Source organism: Chamaesiphon minutus PCC 6605, from assembly GCF_000317145.1.
GTDB lineage: Bacteria > Cyanobacteriota > Cyanobacteriia > Cyanobacteriales > Chamaesiphonaceae > Chamaesiphon > Chamaesiphon minutus.
Genome location: NC_019697.1, coordinates 5,468,500 through 5,490,159, shown reverse-complemented (window position 1 = coordinate 5,490,159; position 21,660 = coordinate 5,468,500). Strand labels below are relative to the sequence as shown.

At 45.0% G+C, this 21,660-nt stretch carries 19 protein-coding genes and 5 tRNA genes; 14 read left to right on the top strand and 10 right to left on the bottom strand.

Going from position 1 to position 21,660, the window contains the following annotated elements:
- Positions 1-42 precede the first annotated feature (42 nt).
- From CHA6605_RS25110 to CHA6605_RS25100, 3 genes are all read right to left on the bottom strand, one after another.
- Positions 43-651 (bottom strand): TerD family protein, encoded by a 609-nt coding sequence (locus CHA6605_RS25110; protein ID WP_015162177.1) that lies wholly within the window; start codon positions 649-651, stop codon positions 43-45.
- Between the two features lie 208 nt (positions 652-859).
- Positions 860-1,441: a TerD family protein gene (locus CHA6605_RS25105; protein ID WP_015162176.1), complete on the bottom strand. Its 582-nt coding sequence runs from the start codon at positions 1,439-1,441 to the stop codon at positions 860-862.
- A 226-nt stretch (positions 1,442-1,667) separates the two neighbouring features.
- Positions 1,668-2,288 carry an outer membrane protein assembly factor BamB family protein gene (locus tag CHA6605_RS25100; protein WP_041548446.1) on the bottom strand — a complete coding sequence of 207 codons (621 nt, stop codon included), beginning with the start codon at positions 2,286-2,288 and terminating at the stop codon, positions 1,668-1,670.
- A 407-nt stretch (positions 2,289-2,695) separates the two neighbouring features.
- Here CHA6605_RS25100 and CHA6605_RS34585 point away from each other — a divergent pair.
- The 10 genes from CHA6605_RS34585 to CHA6605_RS25050 all read left to right on the top strand — a co-directional run bounded on the left by CHA6605_RS34585 (position 2,696) and on the right by CHA6605_RS25050 (position 9,301).
- Positions 2,696-2,816 (top strand) — tRNA-OTHER (locus CHA6605_RS34585).
- A 4-nt stretch (positions 2,817-2,820) separates the two neighbouring features.
- A tRNA-Asp gene (locus CHA6605_RS25095) sits at positions 2,821-2,893 on the top strand.
- Between the two features lie 29 nt (positions 2,894-2,922).
- A tRNA-OTHER gene (locus tag CHA6605_RS34580) sits at positions 2,923-3,047 on the top strand.
- 42 nt (positions 3,048-3,089) lie between these two features.
- Positions 3,090-3,162, top strand: a tRNA-Asp gene (locus tag CHA6605_RS25090).
- A gap of 35 nt (positions 3,163-3,197) precedes the next feature.
- A tRNA-Ile gene (locus CHA6605_RS25085) sits at positions 3,198-3,270 on the top strand.
- Positions 3,271-3,642: 372 nt separating this feature from the next.
- Positions 3,643-5,295, top strand: coding sequence for a hypothetical protein (locus tag CHA6605_RS25075; RefSeq protein WP_015162174.1), 1,653 nt, complete (start codon positions 3,643-3,645; stop codon positions 5,293-5,295).
- A 280-nt stretch (positions 5,296-5,575) separates the two neighbouring features.
- Complete coding sequence (locus CHA6605_RS25070; protein WP_015162173.1) at positions 5,576-7,192, top strand: TROVE domain-containing protein; 1,617 nt, start codon at positions 5,576-5,578, stop codon at positions 7,190-7,192.
- A gap of 236 nt (positions 7,193-7,428) precedes the next feature.
- A complete protein-coding gene (locus CHA6605_RS25060; protein ID WP_015162171.1) occupies positions 7,429-7,629 on the top strand; it encodes a hypothetical protein in 201 nt (66 codons plus the stop codon).
- A 154-nt stretch (positions 7,630-7,783) separates the two neighbouring features.
- Complete coding sequence (locus tag CHA6605_RS25055; protein ID WP_015162170.1) at positions 7,784-8,344, top strand: tetratricopeptide repeat protein; 561 nt, start codon at positions 7,784-7,786, stop codon at positions 8,342-8,344.
- Between the two features lie 42 nt (positions 8,345-8,386).
- Positions 8,387-9,301: a hypothetical protein gene (locus CHA6605_RS25050; protein ID WP_015162169.1), complete on the top strand. Its 915-nt coding sequence runs from the start codon at positions 8,387-8,389 to the stop codon at positions 9,299-9,301.
- Between the two features lie 215 nt (positions 9,302-9,516).
- Here CHA6605_RS25050 and CHA6605_RS25045 read toward each other — a convergent pair whose 3' ends face one another.
- The 3 genes from CHA6605_RS25045 to CHA6605_RS25035 form a co-directional block, all read right to left on the bottom strand.
- Positions 9,517-10,248, bottom strand: coding sequence for a phycocyanobilin:ferredoxin oxidoreductase (locus CHA6605_RS25045; protein ID WP_015162168.1), 732 nt, complete (start codon positions 10,246-10,248; stop codon positions 9,517-9,519).
- A 198-nt stretch (positions 10,249-10,446) separates the two neighbouring features.
- Positions 10,447-10,983, bottom strand: coding sequence for a DUF2996 domain-containing protein (locus CHA6605_RS25040; protein ID WP_015162167.1), 537 nt, complete (start codon positions 10,981-10,983; stop codon positions 10,447-10,449).
- Positions 10,984-11,159: 176 nt separating this feature from the next.
- Positions 11,160-11,678, bottom strand: coding sequence for a DUF4112 domain-containing protein (locus tag CHA6605_RS25035; protein WP_015162166.1), 519 nt, complete (start codon positions 11,676-11,678; stop codon positions 11,160-11,162).
- 351 nt (positions 11,679-12,029) lie between these two features.
- Here CHA6605_RS25035 and CHA6605_RS25030 point away from each other — a divergent pair, with 351 nt between their 5' ends.
- The 3 genes from CHA6605_RS25030 (at position 12,030) to CHA6605_RS25020 (ending at position 15,436) form a co-directional block, all read left to right on the top strand.
- On the top strand, positions 12,030-12,995 hold the full coding sequence (locus CHA6605_RS25030) for a putative 2-dehydropantoate 2-reductase (protein ID WP_015162165.1): 966 nt from the start codon (positions 12,030-12,032) through the stop codon (positions 12,993-12,995).
- Between the two features lie 90 nt (positions 12,996-13,085).
- Entirely contained in the window at positions 13,086-13,901 is an 816-nt protein-coding gene (locus CHA6605_RS25025; protein ID WP_041549954.1) for an RnfABCDGE type electron transport complex subunit D, read from the top strand.
- Positions 13,902-14,050: 149 nt separating this feature from the next.
- Positions 14,051-15,436 (top strand): DUF2330 domain-containing protein, encoded by a 1,386-nt coding sequence (locus CHA6605_RS25020; RefSeq protein ID WP_015162163.1) that lies wholly within the window; start codon positions 14,051-14,053, stop codon positions 15,434-15,436.
- 93 nt (positions 15,437-15,529) lie between these two features.
- Here CHA6605_RS25020 and CHA6605_RS25015 read toward each other — a convergent pair whose 3' ends face one another.
- The 4 genes from CHA6605_RS25015 to CHA6605_RS25000 all read right to left on the bottom strand — a co-directional run bounded on the left by CHA6605_RS25015 (position 15,530) and on the right by CHA6605_RS25000 (position 20,041).
- Complete coding sequence (locus CHA6605_RS25015) at positions 15,530-16,591, bottom strand: sulfate ABC transporter substrate-binding protein (RefSeq protein ID WP_015162162.1); 1,062 nt, start codon at positions 16,589-16,591, stop codon at positions 15,530-15,532.
- 154 nt (positions 16,592-16,745) lie between these two features.
- Complete coding sequence (locus tag CHA6605_RS25010; RefSeq protein ID WP_015162161.1) at positions 16,746-17,591, bottom strand: DUF1361 domain-containing protein; 846 nt, start codon at positions 17,589-17,591, stop codon at positions 16,746-16,748.
- Between the two features lie 38 nt (positions 17,592-17,629).
- A complete protein-coding gene (locus tag CHA6605_RS25005) occupies positions 17,630-18,301 on the bottom strand; it encodes an HAD family hydrolase (RefSeq protein WP_015162160.1) in 672 nt (223 codons plus the stop codon).
- A 312-nt stretch (positions 18,302-18,613) separates the two neighbouring features.
- Positions 18,614-20,041: a phospholipase D-like domain-containing protein gene (locus CHA6605_RS25000; protein ID WP_015162159.1), complete on the bottom strand. Its 1,428-nt coding sequence runs from the start codon at positions 20,039-20,041 to the stop codon at positions 18,614-18,616.
- Between the two features lie 270 nt (positions 20,042-20,311).
- Between CHA6605_RS25000 and CHA6605_RS24995 the strand changes: the two genes are divergently transcribed.
- Positions 20,312-21,637 (top strand): ISNCY family transposase, encoded by a 1,326-nt coding sequence (locus CHA6605_RS24995; protein WP_015158142.1) that lies wholly within the window; start codon positions 20,312-20,314, stop codon positions 21,635-21,637.
- Positions 21,638-21,660 lie beyond the last annotated feature (23 nt).

The window sequence follows — 21,660 nt, the reverse complement described above, 5'->3', positions numbered from 1 at the left end:
CCTAACAAATTAAAGTGCTAGGTCAGTTTTTTGAAGATATAACTAGATATAAGATTTGACTAGTTCGCCCAGCCCATTGACACTAACACCATTGCCAATCGCGGCCATTTTCCATTCGTCATTGTGACGATAGACCTCAGCTAGAATCATACCAGTCATCCCTTGATAATCTTGACCAGAGAGATTAAATCTCGCCAATTCTTGATTATTTGCGACATTAACTAGGCGCACAAAAGCATTTTCAATTTTACTAAAATCTTGCTTGCGAGCTTGACAATCATAGATATTTACCACGAATACTAGTTTAGTAATACTAGAAGGAATCCGTGCCAAATCGATAATAATTATTTCATCATCTCCGTCACCTGCACCAGTGAGATTATCGCCTTGATGGACGATCGCACCTGAAGGATGACTGAGATTGCCAAAGTAAATGATATTTTGGTTATCAGTTAACTTGCCATTATCACTGAGGCAAATTACCGAAGCATCGAGATCGTACTCTTGACCTGCTTTGTTACCAAAATTACTAAAAAATCCACCACCAGCAGGTTTGATGACATCCCAACCCAATCCGCAAATAATTTTGCTCAGTCCTGGTGCTTCTTTAGATAATGAAATTCGTTGTCCTTTTTGCAGACTTATTGCCATAAATGATTCTTCCTAAGTTGATTGATTATCGATCGGGATTTACAGGATTCAAAGATTTACAGGATTAGGTTACTGGCGAGTAATCTAATCCTAAAGCCTAATCAGGATTTATAGGATTCAAAGATTTACAAGATTAGGTTGCTAGCGAGCAATCTAATCTTAAAAATTAAAGCCTAAAGGCTAATCCCTATCCCCTATCCCCTATCCCCTAATTTGGTTGATACCGATCGAGTAATGCTTGCAAACCGCCTTGATAACCAGCCCCAACGGCATTGAGTCGCCATTCACCATCTTTGCGATAGAGTTCGGCCATAATCAGAGCTGTCTCGGTGGAGTAGTCTTCTACCAAGTCATAACGCACGACTTCTTTTTCAGTTCGGAGATCGACGATGCGAACAAACGCGTTTTGAACTTGACCGAAATTTTGCTTGCGTTCTTGAGCTTCGTGAATTGTCACTGCAACGACAATCTTATCTACTTCCGCCGGAACTTGTTTGAAGTTAATCTTAACCATCTCATCATCGCCATCGCCTGCACCAGTGAGATTATCGCCAGTATGTTCGACAGATTTTGAGGCATCTGGACTGGTGAGATTATTATAAAAAATGAAATGTTTGTCAGAAATCAATTTCTCGTTACTGCCGAGTAAGAACACAGAAGCATCGAGATCGAAATCTACCCCTGTATCTACCGCTTTGACATCCCAACCCAACCCAACGAAAATTTCGGTCAATCCTGGAGCGATTTTCTCTAGAGATACACGCTGCCCTTTGGCTAATGAGACTGCCATACAAAAATAGTCCTTTTTGCTACGTTATTTGCACTCAAACGAATGAGCCGTCGATTGGAAGCTACTGCTTTAATGCTACGTCAAGTATTCCCGGATCGGGAGAAATTATTACAATCCCCCACTTCCTCTACAACGTCAGGAGTTAGTTTTCCTGACAGAGTGGGGGCTATCTCTGGCGTCAAACGGTGCCGCCAGATCTTAAATACGCACCTAGTAGATATTCTAGCTAATCGATCGCGCCAAACAGCAATCGCCAGCGCGGCACTGATGCAAGAATGAAGAATCGCTCCTCATCGACGGCGAGCGTCTCTTCATACAGCCTAAACTTAGTTTTCCATTGCCAGCGTTGTTTGCCATCGGTATTGGCGATCGCGACAACAGCATCTTCCCAGCCGATACTACCATTGTCCGAACGATTTTGTAATACTCCATAGACAGTTTTGGAGTTACTAATTAGATCTCGTTTTTCCAAACTGCTACCTACTCGATTGGGATATTGCGCATACCAAATTGGTTTACCAGTTTGGCGATCGAGCGAAAATATTATAGAGTCAACCTCTGTGACTTTGCCATATTTCAGACATAAAAGATAGATTCCAGATCGCTCTGCTGTCATCAGACTTTGCAACCGAGAGAAATCGTTACCTATCGCCGCCGACCAGAGATATTTACCACTGCTCGCATCTAGCGCGATTAACGCAGTCCCTTTGCCATTGAGATAGCTCCACCCCCAACTCCCGATGAGGGCTGCTGGAATACTTAAGATCGCCAGAATCCAAGCGATACAACCGAGCGATAGCCGTTTTTCGTCGGCTCTATATTGTGTTGCTAACTTTTGATTACTCATAGTTTCGATCGCCTTGGTGCCGATTTTTAGCCAGAAACTAAGTCATCCTACAAGTCAACCCCAGCAAATTCCGTGGCAAAGTTCGGGGTATCCCCTGGGTGAAACTTTTCCCCTAAGTCTAAAATCTTTATCTGGTATATGTTCTAGCGATTCGATCTCGAGTTAGCTTCGGGTTAGTCTCTGAGGCTATTCTGTGTACATGGAAACAAACACAACAGGAGCAACCGAGATGAAGACTTAACCAACCGCATTAAATTCAAACCACATGTAGCGAGTAGCTTAATAGCAAAGTACCATTTTTACCCGCAAGGGGCGCAGATATGAGGGTTATCGCTTTTAACGAATCCCCCCTCGCATCGTCGGAAATGCGGGTGCAACTCCCGCCTCGCTACCTCAAATCATCATCTAGGTGGGTAGCCAAGTAGTAAGGCAGCTATTTTATTCCTTATTCGCTCACTTGCCCATCAGGGACGTAGAACGAGGATTATCGAGGTTTAGCCATCGCAGGTGCAATTCCTGCCCCACCTAATTTGGGATTGTAGCTCAGTGGTGAGAGCGTCCGCCTGTCTAGCGGAAAGTCGCGGGTTCGACTCCCGTCAATCTCGTCCAACTCCTAATCAGGGTTGGTATTTCTGGAACTGTAGCTCAGTGGATAGAGCACCTAAAACATCCTTCTTCACTTTTTGCCTTTCGGGGACGTAGAACAAGGGTTATCGCCTTCTAAGCGGGAGGTCGTAGGTTCGATTCCTACCAGTTTCATCCAATTCGTTTGAGAATTGGCAATTCCCCAAAACTATATTTGGGATTGTAGCTCAGTGGTGAGAGCGTCCGCCTGTCTAGCGGAAAGTCGCGGGTTCGAATCCCGTCAATCTCGTCCGACTCCTAACCAGAGTTGGTTATTTCTGGAAGTGTAGCTCAATGGCAGAGTAATCGCTTGATAAGCGATCGGTTGTGGGTCTCTCCTGTCGGAGAGGCTACGCCAACGATCCCTAGCGAGGCAGTGAGAGCATTTATGACTCTCTATATCCAATTTGCTCCCATCGTCTAACGGTTAGGACACGGTGCTTTCTACACCAAAATAGGGGTATCTCCTTCGGAGAGGCTTCGCCAACGATTCCCCTTGGGAGTATTACTAATTTTGCATAAATTAGTAACCAACGGCAGATAGTTTAACTAGATAAAACATCGCTTTTATCCTTGCTCGACTTTAATTGCCTGAAAAGGACGACAGAACGAGGGTTATCGCCAAGGCAAAGATGTGGGTGCAAATCCCACTCTGCTGATTTTCGATCGCCTCCAGCCGATCTCATTTGTAAAATATCCATTAAAACTTTAACAATAATGCAGGTACGATATGTCTCTTTCTGAATCTTCTCGCTCATCTCAACCCTCGATCGATAAGCACCCAAATCGAGAGATCTGTCATTACTCCAATCTGCTTCGCCAGTCCATTCGAGAGCAATTCCGCACCGTGACTCAAGATCGACAGGGTAAGGTAAATCTATTTACCACTGCTACCACCGAGCTGTTCTCCATCTTCCTGTCGGCAATGCCCCCAGATTTCCGTCAAAACCATACTTGTAATAGCTGTTGGCAGTTTGTCGCGCGATATGGTGGCATTGTCACGATCGATCCAGATGGCAAAACGACTCCGGTAATGTGGAATCCCAAACTCGTCCCCGAAGTTTATGCGCCAGCCGTCGGTAAGTTGGCATCAGTTGTTGCGGAAGCGGCAATAGACAATGTATTTCTTTCGGATCTGCAAACTTGGGGTACTCCGGTAACTGGCATCTGGGAGCATTTTTCGGTCGTTCCTGGTGAAGATTTGGTATTTAAGTCTACACCAATTTATTCGACTTACCAGACGTTAGCTCAAAAGCGGCAAGAATATCAAATGCTCGTGCGTGGCTTGGCAGATTTTTCATTGCAAGTGGCAACACAAGCATACTCCTTGCTCTCCAACGCCCAGCTCTATCGATCGGAAGCATGTCTGGGGATTGCCAAATGGTTTTTGGATCTGCAACAGCAACGCCAATCGGTGCGGAACTCGCGCCTGCGGGAAAATCTGACTTGGTTGGCTGTGGCGAACGCGCCTCCAGGCTATTGTCATATCCGCAGCGGAATGATTGGTACTCTGCTCGAAGATATCCAGAATGAGCTGACATTTCAACAGATTGCGGACAGATTTAATGCCAAAATGAACCCGTTGCAATATCTTCGCCCTCAAGCACCGCCGAAAGCGGGGAATATTGCTCAAGCTGAGAAGATTGTCGCACAGCTCCAAACCGCAGGTGCATTAGATCGGCGATTTGCCAAGCTGGAAGATCTTCAGGCTCTCTGGATGCCACATCCCACCGCGCCAAAGGTCGAATCCAAAGGAATTTTCGGCCATCTCCAAACGGCTACAACCAAAGCCCAGCAACAGATCGATCTTCCATCGATCGTAATGACGTGGGAAAAGTTCGCTCGCACTATTTTACCGACGGCTAAAACGATCGAGTATTTTGTACCCGCCAGTCAGCAAGCTTATATGGCATTGGTGACAGCCACAAATCCCGAAGCTCCACCCATTATTCAATGGGATATGCTAGAGGATCGCAATCCAGTCACTTGGTATTTTTATGCAAATGGTTCGTCTCCTAACGCATGGAATTTACGCTCCAATACTTATTGCCCCGTAACGGCGATCGTCCTTCAGCCTTCATTATGGAAAGATGCTGAAAAGTTTGCCCATAAAGGAGAAAAAGCATTTTTGCTCCTGCAAAATGCCAAGGATAAACAATACCAAAAAGGTGCTGGATTTTTTCCTGAATCACTCAAAAGTGAATACCATAGCATTCGATCGACGATGGAAGCTTACGCTCAAAATGCGGTGTTAGCAGGCAAAGACGAAGCAACAGCTTGTGGAATTGGTTTGCAAAAAGGCGGCACTTGGGATCTTATTCTGTTGCGCGTAACTACTAGCGATAATTTGCAGGTTAATTATCAACTCGATCGCTGGGATTAATGTTGTGTTTGTTACCTATGGAACCGCCAACGATTGTGTCTTGAAAAGGTGCTCTACTTGCGGATGCGCTCCGTTCGGGTTCCCGGACGAGCGCAAGCCGCTACGTGGACTAATAAACTAGTCCGCGCAGGCGGACTTTGCATCATGAGGAGCGGTTTCTAACCGCTTGGTCGATCGAAGTAACAGTTAACTAATCAAGAAACCAACTACGATCTACTATTCACTATCCACTATCCACTTTCATAACATTGCCCCAACGGGCTGAAGGAAGTTAAAAATCATGACTTATCAATTCTTTTTCGGAAATAAACAAACCCAAAATACACCCCAAACCCAACCAATTCCCGGACGCGAATCAGAAATGATTCAAGGTAAATCCGGTGGTTATATGTTCCGAGCTGGCATGTGGCGAACATTGCGTCGGTGCTTGTTAATCGGAACTGGTAACGGTAGTTACTACGCAACCAAATGGGAATTAACCAACGATTTTGTCGATGTTTTGGAAAAAGCGATCGCTGAAGATCCCGATCGAGTGGCACAGGAAATCGCTTATGCTTCCGATGGTCGATCGATTAATAATAGTGCGCCAATTTGGGCATTAGTATTACTCTCGATGGGCGAAAGTCCCGCTGCCAAGAAAGCATTTCAAGCGATATTTCCACAAGTCGTGCGGACAGCTAGCCACTTTTATGAGTGGATGAGTTATACCAAATCCGTGCGCGGTTTCGGTAAAATTGTCCGCGAAGCTGGTAAAAATTGGTTGTTGCAGGGCGATACCAAAGCTCTAGCTTATCAATTGTTGAAATATCAACAACGCCACGGTTTTTCCAATCGCGATGCCTTACGATTGTTCCATGCCAAACCGCAAACCGAAGATCGCGATTTATTGTTTAAATGGGTAACCAATGGGTGGGAGGAATTGCCTCCAAAATCGCCTACAGATGCGTTAAATCAAATCTGGTGGTACGAATGGTTAAAACGCAATCCAGAGCACACTCAGACGGCAATTTCTCAGGGTCGCTTGACTCATGAAATGGCTGCACCCGTTGGCAAAATGGATCTCGGTGCTTGGCAGTTGTTATTTGAAGATATGCCGATCGGTGCCTTATTGCGAAACCTCGGTTCCTTAACCGAAATTGGGATCTTGGCTTACTCCAAGAAGTCCAATAAAAATCTCAACAGAGTCGCCGCAATCCTCAATAGTAAAGAACACTTATGCAAAGGACGCATCCACCCGATCGATGTTTTAAAAGCACTCAAAACTTATCGCTCTGGCGGTAGTTTGGGGAAAAGTAGCAAAACTTGGACTCCGGTACCTCGGATCGTCGATATTTTAGAAACAGCTTTAGAAATGTCCTTCGATGCGATCGAGCCTACTGGCAAAGTGTTTATGCACGCTGTCGATATTTCTGGTTCGATGTCTTACTACTCCGTAAGTTCGATTAATCTCACCTGTTGCGAAATTGCCACTACCATGTCGTTAACATCGGCAAAAGCAGAAAAAAACTACGCAATTCGTGGGTTTTCAACCAATTTTATCGACTTGAAAATTAATCGCAGCGACTCATTTAGCTCGGCAATGCAGAAAGCTAGCGATCTCAACTTTGGCGGTACTGATGCCAGCAGTGCTTACAAGTGGATGATTAAAAATAACTTTTATGCCGATGTAATTTGTTTTTGGACTGACTGTGAAAGCTGGGCGGGAAATCAACACCCCTCTCAAGCTTTAGCAGAATATCGTCAGCAAGTGAATCCCGAAGCTAAAGCGATTTATATCTCCTTAGTACCAAATAATATATCGTTGGTAGATCCCAAAGATCCTAATTCTTGGGATATTGCTGGCTTCGATCCGAGTACGCCCAGATTAATTCAATCGATCGCTAGCGGTGAATTATGACCCAGAAATTTTAATTTCCCTCAACCCCTATCTCGCCATGGAGATAGGGGTTTTTATCGATAATACCAATTATTTAAATTACTGCTACACATCTCTACCTCTCCCAACCTCCTCTTATAAAGGGGAGGAGCAGATTCTAGAGATTTATCTGTTGTTAGACTTTTTAGATTTGGTATAAGGCGATTCGGATTCAATTAAAAGATTTATAAGACTCACTCCAAAAATACAAGCTAGCGATGCTCGACAATCAACTCAAAGATAATCTCTTGCAACCATCCCAGCAATTTAAACTCTGTTCGGTTAAACAGCATTGCGCAGCATTTCCGGTTAGAATCCTCCCGCATTCATGCCAAGGAGACAAAATTGCCGATCGATTGATTCAAATTAAAGGAACTTCAACAGTAATGCTAATTGTGCCAGTACCCAAGCCTGTTTGACCTTTGGCACGGCTATCTCGCGCGTGAGGGGATGCGTCTGGGTAGACTACCTTCAAGGAAAGTTAGCTGCGAAATTGACGGTAATTATCGGCATAAAGCATAATAATTGTCCCAACTAGGGCAACATAATTTATAACTGTCATCATCAAAAGACATGAAAACTAAGATCTTTATCGTCTCTAGTCTACTTCTCGTTCAAGGGGTTTTCCCCTTGAGAGCTAAAGCGATCGTCCCACCAACTCAGTCGGTAGTGCAAATCGCTCAAACCGATAAATCCGCAGTCACATTCTACGATCGAGGTGTCGAGAAATACAAAGCCGAGGATTTTAAAGGCGCGATCGCGGATTTCGATCGTGCCATCGAGATCGATCCTAGCTACGCGCAGGCTTTCATCAGTCGGGGTAATGCCAAAGATGATGCAGGCAAACCCCAAGAGGCGATCGCGGATTATGATAAAGCGATCGAACTGATTCCTACCTACGCTGATGCCTACAATAATCGGGGCATCACTAAATATAGGTTGGGCGATAAACAAGCGGCGATCGCCGATTATGACAAAGCGATCCAATTCAATCCGAAGTATGATAATGCTTATTACAATCGGGGGCTAGCTAAATACGATCTGGGCGACAACCAAGGTGCGCGCGCCGATTACGATCGAGCACTCGAACTCAATCCTCAATATGGTAAGAATTACTATAACAAGCGGGGATAGTTTCACATAGAGGGACGGTAACTCCAAGCAGCGTTAAATATCATGAAACAGCCCATCCGGATTTTACTACAAACCACGATCGCCACCACTACCGATGACTGGAGCATTGCCCGCTTCTCGTTATTGGAGCGGTATCTCACCTCCCTCAAAGATGAAATCGGCAATCCATTATGTGAGGTTGTCGCGCGCGATCGCCAAGTGGATGCCGATGGTAACGACCCAGTTTTGAGTAACCTCGCTCGCGATTCTCGTTCCGAGCAACTGAGCCAACGGTTTGACGAACTGTGGCTGTTTGCCGTCGATGTGGGCAATGGGATCGGAGATCGAGATTGTGAAGGCATTTCCAGATTTAGACAGCAAGGCGGGGGCATCCTCACGACCCGCGACCATATGGACTTAGGTAGTTCGCTGTGCAATTTGGCAGGCATCGGTGCGGCACATTTTTTCCATACCAAAAATCCCGATCCCGATCCCACTCGCCACTGTATTGACGATTCAGATACAATCGCCATTTCCTATCCAAACTACCATTCTGGGCGCAATGGCGATTATCAGCAGATCGCAGTGCCAGAGCCAGTACATCCCCTGCTCGTCAATCCGCACGCCCGAACTGGACGGATTGAATTCTTGCCCGCCCATCCTCACGAGGGTGCTGTGGGAGTCCCCACCCATAGCAATGCTCGTGTCATCGCCACAGGCAAAAGCTTAGTCACAGATCGTCAGTTTAACTTAATCGTTGCGTTCGATCGCGAACTAGACGAGCGAGGTCATTTATTGGGACGAGCGGTAGCCGAATCCACATTTCATCACTTTTGTGACTATAACTGGGATACCAAGATGGGTTGCCCTAGTTTTGTCACAGAGGCTCCTGGAAATACGATGCAAACCGAACCCCAAGCGATCTCCGATCTGCACATTTATCTGCGGAATTTAGTCCTCTGGCTAGCACCAGCATAATTTCACTAGCGATTGCATCGCTTGCGCGCGCTCCCATCGATCGGCGGGCAAAAATTGAGGTTGGTGATGTTGGGTTTCGTGCCTCAATCCAACCTAAATATAGCAATCCTAAAGGAGAAGCGTAGTCCCTAGAGGGCGGGTACCACCATCCACCGACCCTACAAGTTGACTTTACTGCGAGGAACTCAAATAGGATTGCTATCAACTATCAACTATCAACTATCAAACAACACCGTCGTCATATAATTTTCTGCCCATTCCGTACCAAAAGCTTTTTCTAAGACGCGACGAGTTTTGTCGTTTTGCTGTTGCTTAGTGCAGTAGTAATTTTGAGCAGTGACAATTTCGGCGCGTTCGGTATTGCTGACAGGGGTTGCCATCGCTGCTTGCTGACAGTGGATCGTGAGCATCGCAATGACGCGATCTAGAAACCATTGTTCTTCTTCAGGGTTGGCGGGACGCACGAAAAAGCAAAATTCTGAAAAAATATCCGCCCAGTCTGGTAATTCACGCGGCTGACTGAAGTTATGTTGGGGTAATAACAGTAGAGGCAGGCGATAGTTATCGGACAAGATCCGTTGGCTATTGAGTGGTGATAAATCGGCAATTGCCGCACTAATTTGTCCCCGTCCCGCAACGATATCGGTGCCAAACATCGGCAGAGCGTATTCAGGATGCGGAAACATCACGCAGTGGAGAATATCTAAATTCTTGCCTACCTGCGCCAGTTCCAGATGCAGTTTCCGAAATTGGGGGGTTTGGTAGCACTTATTTTCGATGACTAGTTTTTCCCCTTCCAATTTCCCTTCAACATATCCCAATTCTGAGGGTAGATGATAGGGGGACAGATCTAGGTATTGTGCCCAGACGGTTTCGATCGCATTGGCAAGTCGATCGATTAAGTGGTGTTGGCGAGAGCGCAGTGACTGGGTACTAGTTTCCGTCATAATTAATAGCCGATCCAGATTGCGGTCGCTTTCGCTCTGTCGCGATGAGGCTGACACGCAGAAAAGTCAAAACGGGTGCAATTTATTTATCGATAAAAAACACCACGTACTCATTCAATTTTAACAGGAGCGGCGATCGAGCTGGAAGGGTGCTTCATCTTTGTTTAGACCCAGCGAATGCGCGATCGCGATATCTGGCTAATTTCTGGTCAACCACTTTTGACTGTTGAGCCGCAATACGACGCCAGAAACCATCAGATCGAGGGTAACTTTGCGCTCGTCGATTAAGAAGGCTTCGAGCGTGCTGGCTTGATGCTTGCCATCGGCACAGGAAAATGCCCGCGCGCTCTGAATATTATCCTCGAATAAATAGACGTTAAATTGGCGGTTGCCGTCACTCCACCGACCGATAACTTGAGAACACTCTGGCTCGGTTTCATAGCCCTTAATGGCGATTTTCGCCCGCTCTAGCGCAATCTGGAGATCGGCGACCCCTTTATCTGCCAGGGCTTGGGTGAGGGCGGGAATGTAATCTTGCTGAATAAATTCAGTAAAGGGTTTGGCTTCAACTGCGGGTGGTTTTTCCTTCTTGGGAGGCACCTTTTTTTCGCCACTGGGCGGTTTCCCGGCTTCGCTTGGCGCAGCGGAGTCAGTTGCAGGTGCTTCCTCTGCGGCTGGTTTAGCTTTTTTCCCTGCGGCTGCGGGAGCTACATTTTCTGCGGATTCTTCTACCATATCGATCGCCTACACTGCCTTACAGAGAACTTTCCATTCAATTTTACCGCAAGCCTTGCTGGGGGGATAGGGGATAGGGGGAGTGGGTAGCCCTTCTCTCCATTGCCTAAAGCCTAAAGCCTAAAGCCTAAAGCCTAAAGCCTAAAGCCTAAAACCTAAAACCTAAAGCCTAAAGCCTATCCCCTAATCCAATTAGCCACAAAACTCCAGAAGGCAACAGTGGCGATGCCCATGGCTAGAGCGAACGAAATGAGGAGGACTATTAATAATACGATAAATAATTTATCGGTTTTGGCACTATTGGTTGGGGGTGCTTGGATGTGACTTTCTACAATTTGCATGTTGCGAATGTTGGCTTTAGACAATACATCAAAAACATCGCCCAATACTGGTACTGTACCAACTAGAGTATCGATCGCGATATTTCCGACCATTCTCATCAATGCTTCGCGAGGTAAACCTATCCGTGCGGCTTCGATAATAATATAACCGGATAACGCCGCACTGACTGTATCGCCACCGCCAGGAATTAAGCCTAAAATCGGATCGATACCGATGCGTCTCTTGGTACCGGGAATGGCGATCGCACCATCGAGTAATTGACTGAGCTGGCGCATCCGTTTCAATTTCGGTGCATGATGAGCTAGATGAGTTTCCGTGGCTAAGTTAATGTTGTCTTGTCTTGCGTCAGCCATAACTAAGTCTTTGGCGTAAATTAATACTATGTTGCGGGGAGCGGGGAGCAGCCGGGAGGAAACCTCCCGGATTATGCGAGACAGCGACGCAGATCCCTTCGGGAAGGCTCCGCCAACGACCGGGAGGTTGTGTGCGTCAAGATAAGACAGTGGAGAGTTAGTAATCTAAACTTATGCCGCTTTGTTCTAGTTATTTCGATCGAGAGTAACGGTCGAATTTTTTACAACCAGCTTTGCTCTCCATCATAGTTCGAGATAGGATCGACAAGTTAGCACGCGACTCACTTGCCACCTAAAAAAATAGACAATCCCCAATCCCCGATCCCAATCTTCAATCCCCAATCCACGAGTATGAAAACTTACGCAATTGTCGGAACGGGTGCGCTGGGAGGCTTTTATGGAGCCAAACTCCAACGGGCTGGTTTGGACGTACATTTTTTGCTCAACAGCGATTACCAGCATGTCAAACAGTCGGGACTGGTAATTGAATCGATCGATGGTGACTTCACTTTACCATCTGTCAATGCTTATGACAGGGCTTGTCGAATGCCTGCTTGCGATGTCATCGTTATCTGTCTCAAGACTACTCACAATCGGCTCTTGCCCGATATCTTACCAAATTTAGTCAAATCTGATTCGGTCATTCTCGTCCTCCAAAATGGGTTGGGGACTGAAGCCGCAATCGCTAAAATCTTACCCGATCGTGCAATTGTCGGTGGATTGTGTTTTATCTGCTCCAACAAAGTTGCCCCCGGACGCATCCACCATCTCGACTATGGTGAAATCAAGCTGGGTGCCTATGCAGATGGCTACCAAGCCACGCCAATTACGCAAATGATGGCTGAGATCGCCACCGATTTTCGGAATGCTGGTGTGGCGATTTCTCTGTGTGCAGATCTTCTCCTCGTCCGGTGGCAAAAACTGGTCTGGAATATCCCCTACAATGGGCTGTCAGTTGTCCTCAATGCTACTACCGATCGATTGATGGCAGATCCCCATACTAGCGTGCTAGTGGCACAACTCATGCACGAGGTGAAACTAGCCGCTAGTGCGTGCGATCGCGATATTAGTGAGGAGTTTATCGAGCAAATGCTGGCATATACCCTTAAGATGAAGCCCTATCGCACGAGTATGAAAATTGACTACGACTCAGGTAGACCCTTAGAAATCGCGGCAATGTTCGGCACGCCGCTCCAATTTGCCCACGATCGAGGTGTAGAATTGCCCCTGGTTGGTATGTTATACCAGCAGCTCCAATTTTTAAATGCCGCAGCTCTCCCTGCTAAAAATTATTTGCCTGGGGACGAGATTTATTAATGTTTTAGATTCTAAAGTTATTTGTCAAATATCGGGAACTCGATCGCTAGAGCTTGTATCTTGAATGGCAGCGTCATCTCGATCGAAAATATGTTTAGCGATCCGCGAGTTTACCAAATCGTATTTTTAGGTACCTTTCTGGGGTTGGGTATTATTGCCAGGGATTGGTCGATTAAACCAGAACTAATATTAAGTTTAATTACTAGCTGTTGTGTGACTCAGCTAGTATTGACAGGCTTGTTTGAGCCTACTAAAAATCCTTTACCCACTCTTAAAAGTGCTCTAATTACCAGCTTAGGTTTGTCATTATTATTACGTGCCGATCGAGTGAGTACGATGGTATTAGCTGGAGTACTCGCGGTCGCTAGTAAATTCATCTTTACAAGCAACAAAAAGCACTGGTTCAATCCAGCTAATTTTGGTATTATGGCCGCTCTCATCTTGACACCTGATGCCTGGGTTTCTCCAGGACAATGGGGTGATGATTGGTGGTATTTATTACTATTTCTCGGTTTGGGCGGCATCGTCCTCAATCGTGTCGGTAGATGGGATACCAGCGTTGCTTTTTTTGGGAGTTATGCTTTATTAGAAGTTGCCAGAAATATCTGGCTGGGATGGACGTGGGATGTCTGCGTTCATAAACTAATGAGCGGTTCGTTATTATTATTTGCGCTATTTATGATTACCGATCCACGCTCGATTCCCAACGCTCGATCGACTCGGATCGTCTGGGCGATCGCCATCGCCTGTTTGACATTTATTCTCCGTAACTATTTTTATATTAATGAGGCTGTATTTATTGCCTTATTTGTCATCTCACCACTAACTATTTTGCTGGACAAACTTCGATTGGCCTCACAATTTGAATGGCAATCTTCTAGTGAGTTAAAAATATCTAAAATTTAGATTTAGATCGATCGATTACTAGTGGGGGATGGCGGTTTTGTTTGAAATCTTCCGTAAAAATGGCATCGATCTCATAAACCCGCCCCTACAGATCCATGTAATAGCGATCGATTATCCCCGATCCACTATCAACTATCCCCTATCCCCTAATGAAGATATCTCAAATTATTATTAGCCTCTGCCTTGCATGTATTCTCGTTCTTGCCTGCGCGACTCAAGCACTGGCTTTTTGCGGCTTCTATGTCGGTGGAGCTGATGCTAAACTATTTAATAAAGCATCGCAAGTAATCATCGCTCGTAATGGCGATCGAACCATCCTGACAATGGCGAATGATTTTCAAGGAGCAATCAAAGATTTTGCGATGGTGGTACCAGTTCCAGTCGCAATTAAAAAAGAACAAGTCCATGTGGGCAAACGCACCACGATCGAAAAATTAGATGCCTTCAGTCAACCGCGACTAGTCGAATATTTCGACCCCGATCCTTGTGCGGATACACGATTGAATGAATCAGCAACCGACACTAGAGCAGTACCGTCAGCGGCTGCACCTATCCAAAGAGCTAGAAAAGCTCAAGGAAATTTAGGCGTAACAGTTGAAGATACGTTTAAAGTAAATGAATATGATATTGTCATTCTTAGTGCCAAACAATCCGACGGATTAGAAACATGGCTGCGGCAAAATGGCTACAATATTCCAAAAGGTGCAAGTGAATTATTAAGTCCATATATCAAACAAAAACTCAAATTCTTTGTCGCCAAAATCGACCTCCAAGAATTCGACAAATCGGGCTATCAACTATTACGTCCGCTTCAGATCGCTTACGAATCCCCTAAATTTATGCTCCCGATCCGCTTGGGGATGATTAATTCTCGCGGCGAGCAAGATTTGGTCGTATATGTACTTTCTCCCAAAGGACGAGTCGAACTGACTAATTATCGAACTGTAAAAATCCCAACTGATAAATCAGTGCCAGAGTTTGTTAAGTCAGAATTTGGAGATTTCTATAAAGCAACATTTCAACGAATCTACGAGCGCGAACAGAAGAAAGTTGCCTTCTTGGAATATGCTTGGAATGTATCTAACTGCGATCCTTGTTCGAGCGACCCGCCAAATCAAACCGAATTGAGAGAAGCTGGCGTATTCTGGGAAGGGAATAGCGATCCATCGAGCCAACCGTCAATTCGTTCTCGTCGCCCGATCGCTTTTGGCAATACTTTTATCACGCGCGTTCACGTTCGTTATACTCGCAACAAATTTCCTGAAGATTTAATGTTTCAAGAAACTGGAAACCAAGAAAATTTCCAAGGTCGTTATGTAATGCGTCATCCATTTAAAGGTAATCTTAGTTGTGATGCTGGCAAAAGATACAAACAGTCTCTCCAAGCGAGATTAGAGCAAGAAGCAGGCACTTTAGCCAATCTTACTGGCTGGAGTATTCGCGATATCTACACTAAGATGGACTTCTCGATTACTCAGCCTAAAAAAGCCGAAGGAACGACTCCATTTTGGCGGAATGTTTGGAACGATAAATAATTGTCGCTTTAAATAGATTAATAGTATACGGCGTAAATCTAGTTACTATTTTTACGCGGTATACTACTAGGCTATTGGTATCGGATGCTTTAACTATTTCTTACCAGCTTCAATTTTGTCGTAAACACCTCCATCCTCAAAGAATTTCTTCTGGACGGCATTCCAACCGCCATATTCGGCGATAGTAGTTAGCGTTTTCACCTGCGGGAAGCGCGGATCTGCAATGGTCGCTGCTGGGCGATAACCTAACTTCACAAATTCGGCTTGCGATTCGGGCGAAAACATATACCTGGCAAAAGCTTCGACGACTTCGCGATTGCCATGTTTCTCGACATTTTTATCGACAATTGCCACTGGACTTTCGATCGAAATATTCACATCCGGCACTACATAATCGAGTGCTTGACCTCTTTCTTTGGCAAAAATAGTCTCATTTTCATAGTTTAATAAAGCATCACCCTGTCCCTGTTTGGCAAAAGCGTCAGTTGCTTCGCGGGCATCTTTAGGCTGCACGACGACGTTTTTGAAGGCGTTAGTTACAAGTTCGGCAGCTTTAGCTTCATTTCCGCCAGCTTTAATCGCACTATTCCACAATGCTAAGAAATTCCACCGCGCACCGCCAGAGGTTTTAGGGTTGGCGGTTACCCATTTGACATCGGGACGAGCCAAATCTGCAAAAGATTTAATTTGCTTGGGATTGCCAGGACGGGTGACGATCGCGACGACGCTACGCGCGACAATAGCATTATTGGGTAACTTCTTCTGCCAATCTGGTGCTACCAGAGAAGATTGGGCTAGTTTATCGACATCGCTACCCACCGCTAAATGCACGATATCGGCAGGTAAACCATCAATTACAGCGCGGGTTTGCGAGCCAGAACCACCATATGTTTGCTTGAAGGTAACTTTCTGGTTTTGCTCTTGCTGCCATTTGGCGGCAAACTTTCTAATAATTACATCGTGAGCGGCTTTGGGTACCGCATAGCCAACGAGGGTAATTTCGACATCCTTCTTTTGTCCCGTACCAGACTGGGAAGTGTTACTACTGTTGCCACAAGCTGCCAAATTTAGGCTCAAACCCGCACCAATAATTACTCCTGCGATCGCCTGTCTCCTACGAAGAATCGATCTTGTCACCCGTTGGCTGACCGTCATGACGTTGCCTCTAAAAATATATCTACTGTATTCTACTATATTTAGGTCGGAATAGTGTTCAAATCTAAAGATCGTCTTAGCAACATCCACAACATAGGTCAATGGAGCGGGTTTTAGGCTTTAGGCTTTAGGCTTTAGGTGTTAGGTGTGTAGCTTATTCTCGATAGAGCGAAGACTTGGCAACGAGAGGTTTGCAGAGCGCGTACAAACCCGCAATAATAGCGATAGTTAAGAGAATTACAACCAAGGGAAATTTACCGATTAATTCGCCGGGGAGAATGCTGAGAAAATGTTTGGGTTGGGTAACCAAGCTCCAGCTATTAAAACGCAAGAATCTACCGATATAAATCCCAATCGCACATAATACATGTAGACTTAATTCAGTAATATTTACGTAGCGTTCCCAATGATTCTTACTAAAATAGACATCTAAATTAACCAGTGAGAATACATAAGAAAACCAACCCGTACCGATAAAGATAATATAAATCGGTACGATAACTAAAGTAATCATCCAGGCTGAAGCGATCTCGCGAACTGCATCGTAAAAATGGATGATATCAGTCAGGATATATGGAGCATTTGGTAAAATTACCACAAATAAAAATAAGCCGATCCACCAAAAAATTGACTGTTTGCGCTCTCGCGGATCTCGCAACCGTCGATCGAGAATAAGTAATATGGAGATCGCGCCAAGTGCAATTGCGATAAAAACCAGTCTGACGCCCCATAAAGAGAATACGATTCTTTCTAAAGCTACAAGTAAATTCCCATCATTGTATTTTTTAATACCGACAACAAAACTTAAGCCCAGTAAAATATAAGTACTCCAGCAAAATACTCGCGATCGAGGTTTGTAGAATAAGAAAAAGCTCAAAGTTAACGGTACTAGCGCGAGAAAAGTATTCCACGCAATTCGACCGATATCATCAGCAATTACCGGAATGAGTGGATCTTTCCAACTAGAAAGCTGAGACAAGATCTGATAGTTTAAAGTCATTAGCTATTATTTGATAATAATTTAAGCAATACTACTATTTAGGTAGAGAGTACAGACATAATTCCGCCGATATCTAGATAGTGTGGAAAGACAGATCGCGCGCCAGTTGCAAGTAAATCTACAGCTCGTTTTCCCGTTCCAATTCCGATGAAATTATAATTTAATTGTTTTGATGCGATTCCATCCCAGACGCCATCCCCAATATAAGTCACTGTTTCAAACTGAGACTGTCGGTAGAATTCGAGCGATCTTCGCTCGGCAAATTTCATGATTTCTACCCGTGCGTGGGCATCATCGGCATAAGCCATCGGTGAAATTATGCCATCTAGTCTAGTTTGTTGAAGCTTAAAGTCTGCTGTTTGTTTCCACGCGCCAGTTGCTAAGGCGATCGCGTAGTTATCATCCATACTCAAATACTCTAAAATCTCGCTGGCACCTTCGATCGATTGTAGCGATTTTTGGCTGACAGCAAGGACTAGTAATTCTAAGAATCGGCATTGATAATCACCAATCTCGATCGCCGTCGGTACGCGCCCTAATTCTACCTGACAAAGTGTTTGTAAAATACCTGCATCCGTAACGTGCGGGTAATTCCCCCAATTTCGATCGATCTTATCGAGATCGAAGCCAAACACATCAACTAATGCTTGTAAATAACACTGGGAGTCAACCGGATTACTGTCAACTAAAGTGCCATCTAAGTCGAACATAATTAGGTGCATCTGGTTTAGGATTTAGGGTTTAGGCTTTGGGCGTTAGGCTTTAGGTAAAGAATATCTATCGGCTTAGATGGAAGAAAGTCTGTATAGATGATTCTAGCGTCTAGCTCGAATGATGCTTCGAGCTAAATTTGGCCTTAATTATATTCTTTAATCCGATCGATAGTTTCAATCGCGATCTTAAAAATCCCGATCGACCTAAAGCCTAAAGCCTAAAGCCTAAAGCCTCAACCCTCAACCCTCAACCCTCAACCCTAAAGCCTCAACCCTCAACCCTCAACCCTCAACCCTACTTCCTACCCCTTACCCACAACGCTTACTCTTCAGTCGTGCCGGGAGTCCGACAACAACACCTTCATAAAGTCGCTCGAATTCGCGATCGAAATGTGCGGCGACGGTAGGATTATTTTGAATGACTAATAGAGTTTCATCATTACTATAGTTGGCGGCATTCGACCAATTATGCGAACCTGTAATTACGGTACGTCGATCGATAACTGCAAATTTATGATGGAGTAAATCGCCAGTCGGTAAAGTCGGTATGCCAATCGTCGCCAGTGGCTGCGCGCTAGTTGTCGCCGCTTGACAGATATTCCGGCCATCTACACCCATCAGTGTCAACGCCGAACTATAATCGCGATAAGCAAACTCACGATCGATCAGTCCCTGTACCTTTACCCCTCGCTGCGACTGCGCTTGCAAAATACTCGCTAATCCCGGCTCGGAAAAGACAAATAAGGCTAAATCTACCTGCTGCGTGCTACTACCGAGCCACTTGCCGATCGAGCCATTACTACTATCTTCCCATGCCTGTTGCTTAGAAGTCGGCGAAAATTGCACCGAGACGCGCGTCGTGCCAACTGATACTTCAAATGGTAGCCGCGCGGGTTTACGTGCCTTAAATTGGCTGCTGGAATTATTAGGGGTGCCATCGCCCCACATCAGGTTAAATTCATTTGTAAACGCTGCTGCTAATTCGCTACTTTCGAGCTGTACCAGATTATTTTGATTGCCCTCGCTCTCTGGATGTCGAAAATCGCCATAAACATCGCTCATCGTCCAATTTGCCGACGTTACCAACACTCGACGTCCGTCTACCACCATAAATTTGTGGTGCATTAAGCCACTACCCTTAGAACCATCCGCAGTATCGTTGAGGATCGCAATCTTGGCATTGCGGAGGATCGCGAGCGCATCCCGCTGGTTAATCTCTTCTTGCGAAAGAGTCCCATTACCATCGATGTCTACTAATTTCTGATATTCTCCATATCGATCGCGCGCTCTTGCTGTCAAACCATCGATCTCGGCGGCGGTCAATTCACTCAAACTCCGACTATAATTGTGTTCGAGAATGATGCGAACCTTGACTCCCGCTTGCGATTTTGCTGCTAGAGCTTGAGCGATATTGGGTAACTTAAACTCTTGTACTGCAATATCGATTTGCGACTGCGAAGACTCGATCGCGGCAATTAATTTTGCGGCCAAATCTATGCCACGCCTAGTTTTTCGGCGATAAGGTTCGGTAAACTCTACCGATCGATCGTGATTGAAATAGACTTGGATCGACTCATCTTGAGATAATGGTGGTAAATTTGGCTGCGCTCTCGATTGAGAACGAAACCAAAACCAATATCCAGAAAAAATGGCAACACCGAGGCTCCCAAGAGCTAAACTATATAAAAGAGAGGAGTGAGATGTGCCTTCGGCACTGCTAGAATGTCGAAATTTCAAAGGGAAAATCAAAAATAATGAATGATAAACTATGAATTAATAGCTTGCGACTATTAATGTAGCAATGACGATCGGGACTCTTCATATTTGAGATCCACTGAAGTCATTGTATCATTTGTGACTTAAATGTTGTCGGCCATCGCTTAATACTTGGTACTAAACTTCTACAATTAAAGCGCGATCTTTATCTACTCAGCAATTCCAAATTCAGATTTTGACAACTTGGTAGGGTGAGCAGGAGAATAGAGAGACTTCAAAAAGAGAAGCAGAATGGAGCCAATGAAGCTGAGTTTTGGGGTATTGATAGTCTATCTGAACCGAGCAATTCTTCAGATGAAAGATCCGCGCCTTGCCAGCAATGGCACTAAATACACCATCAGAGATGCTGTGTTGGGAGCATTTTCGATGTTTTTCATGCAAAGCGAATCCTTTTTAGAACATCAGCGGCACATGAATAGCAATCAGGGCAAAAGCAATGCTCAGACACTGTTTGGCATGATTAAAATCCCAACAGTGCCGCAAATTCGGAATATCCTGGATGAAATTTCAGCCACAGCACTATTTGGAGTATTCAATCACGTCTATCAGTCTTTAAGACGAGAAGGTCACTTGAAACCGTTTGAATATCTCGGTGGATTACTAGTTGCGCTGGATGGAACTCAGTATTTTGACTCGCACAAACTCAACTGTAAATGCTGTTCGAGCCGTACCCACAAAAATGGCACAGTAACTTACTTCCACAGTGCCATTTTGCCTGTAATAGTTGCGCCTGGGCAATCTCAAGTAATTTCCTTAGCTCCGGAATTCATCACACCTCAAGATGGTCACCAGAAGCAGGACTGCGAAGTGGCAGCAGCTAAACGATGGCTCAAAACTCATGCCCCAGAATTCCAAGGACAAGCAATCACTCTACTCGGAGATGACCTCTACAGTCACCAACCAATGTGTGAACAGGTGATAGCGTCGGGAATGAACTTTATCTTTACCTGTTTAGAAACGTCTCATACTGCTGTTTATGATTGGTTGAAATACTTGGATGGTATTGGCGAGGTGAAAAAGCTAGAAGTGAAACAGTGGAACAGCAATTCAAGCGAATTATATAGCTATCAATATGTGAATGGAATTCCTCTAAGGGACTCCCAGCCAGCAATGAAGGTCAATTGGTGTAAACTAATCCATACCCGCCAATCAGATGGAGAAATATTATATGAAAATTCATTTATTACCCGCCATGAATTAAACGAACAGAGCGTACCTCTGGTTGCTGCGGCTGGTCGATGTCGTTGGAAGACCGAAAATGAAAATCATAATGTGCTCAAAACAAAGGGATATCATCTGGAGCATAACTTTGGGCATGGTCAGCAGCATTTAGCTGCTTGTTTATTGACGCTGAACCTGTTGGCATTCCTTTTTCACACTGTTTTGCATTTAACAGATCTTGCATATGGACAGATTCGTCTCAAGCGTGTTACTCGTAAAGGCTTTTTTCAAGATATCCTCAGTCTTACCAAATATTTACTCTTTGAGAGTTGGCCTTCTTTGATTGATTTCATGCTTTACGGCTCGGCTTCCACTCTGGTCGCCAACTCTTCCTAGATTTTTGAATTTGGAATTGCTGT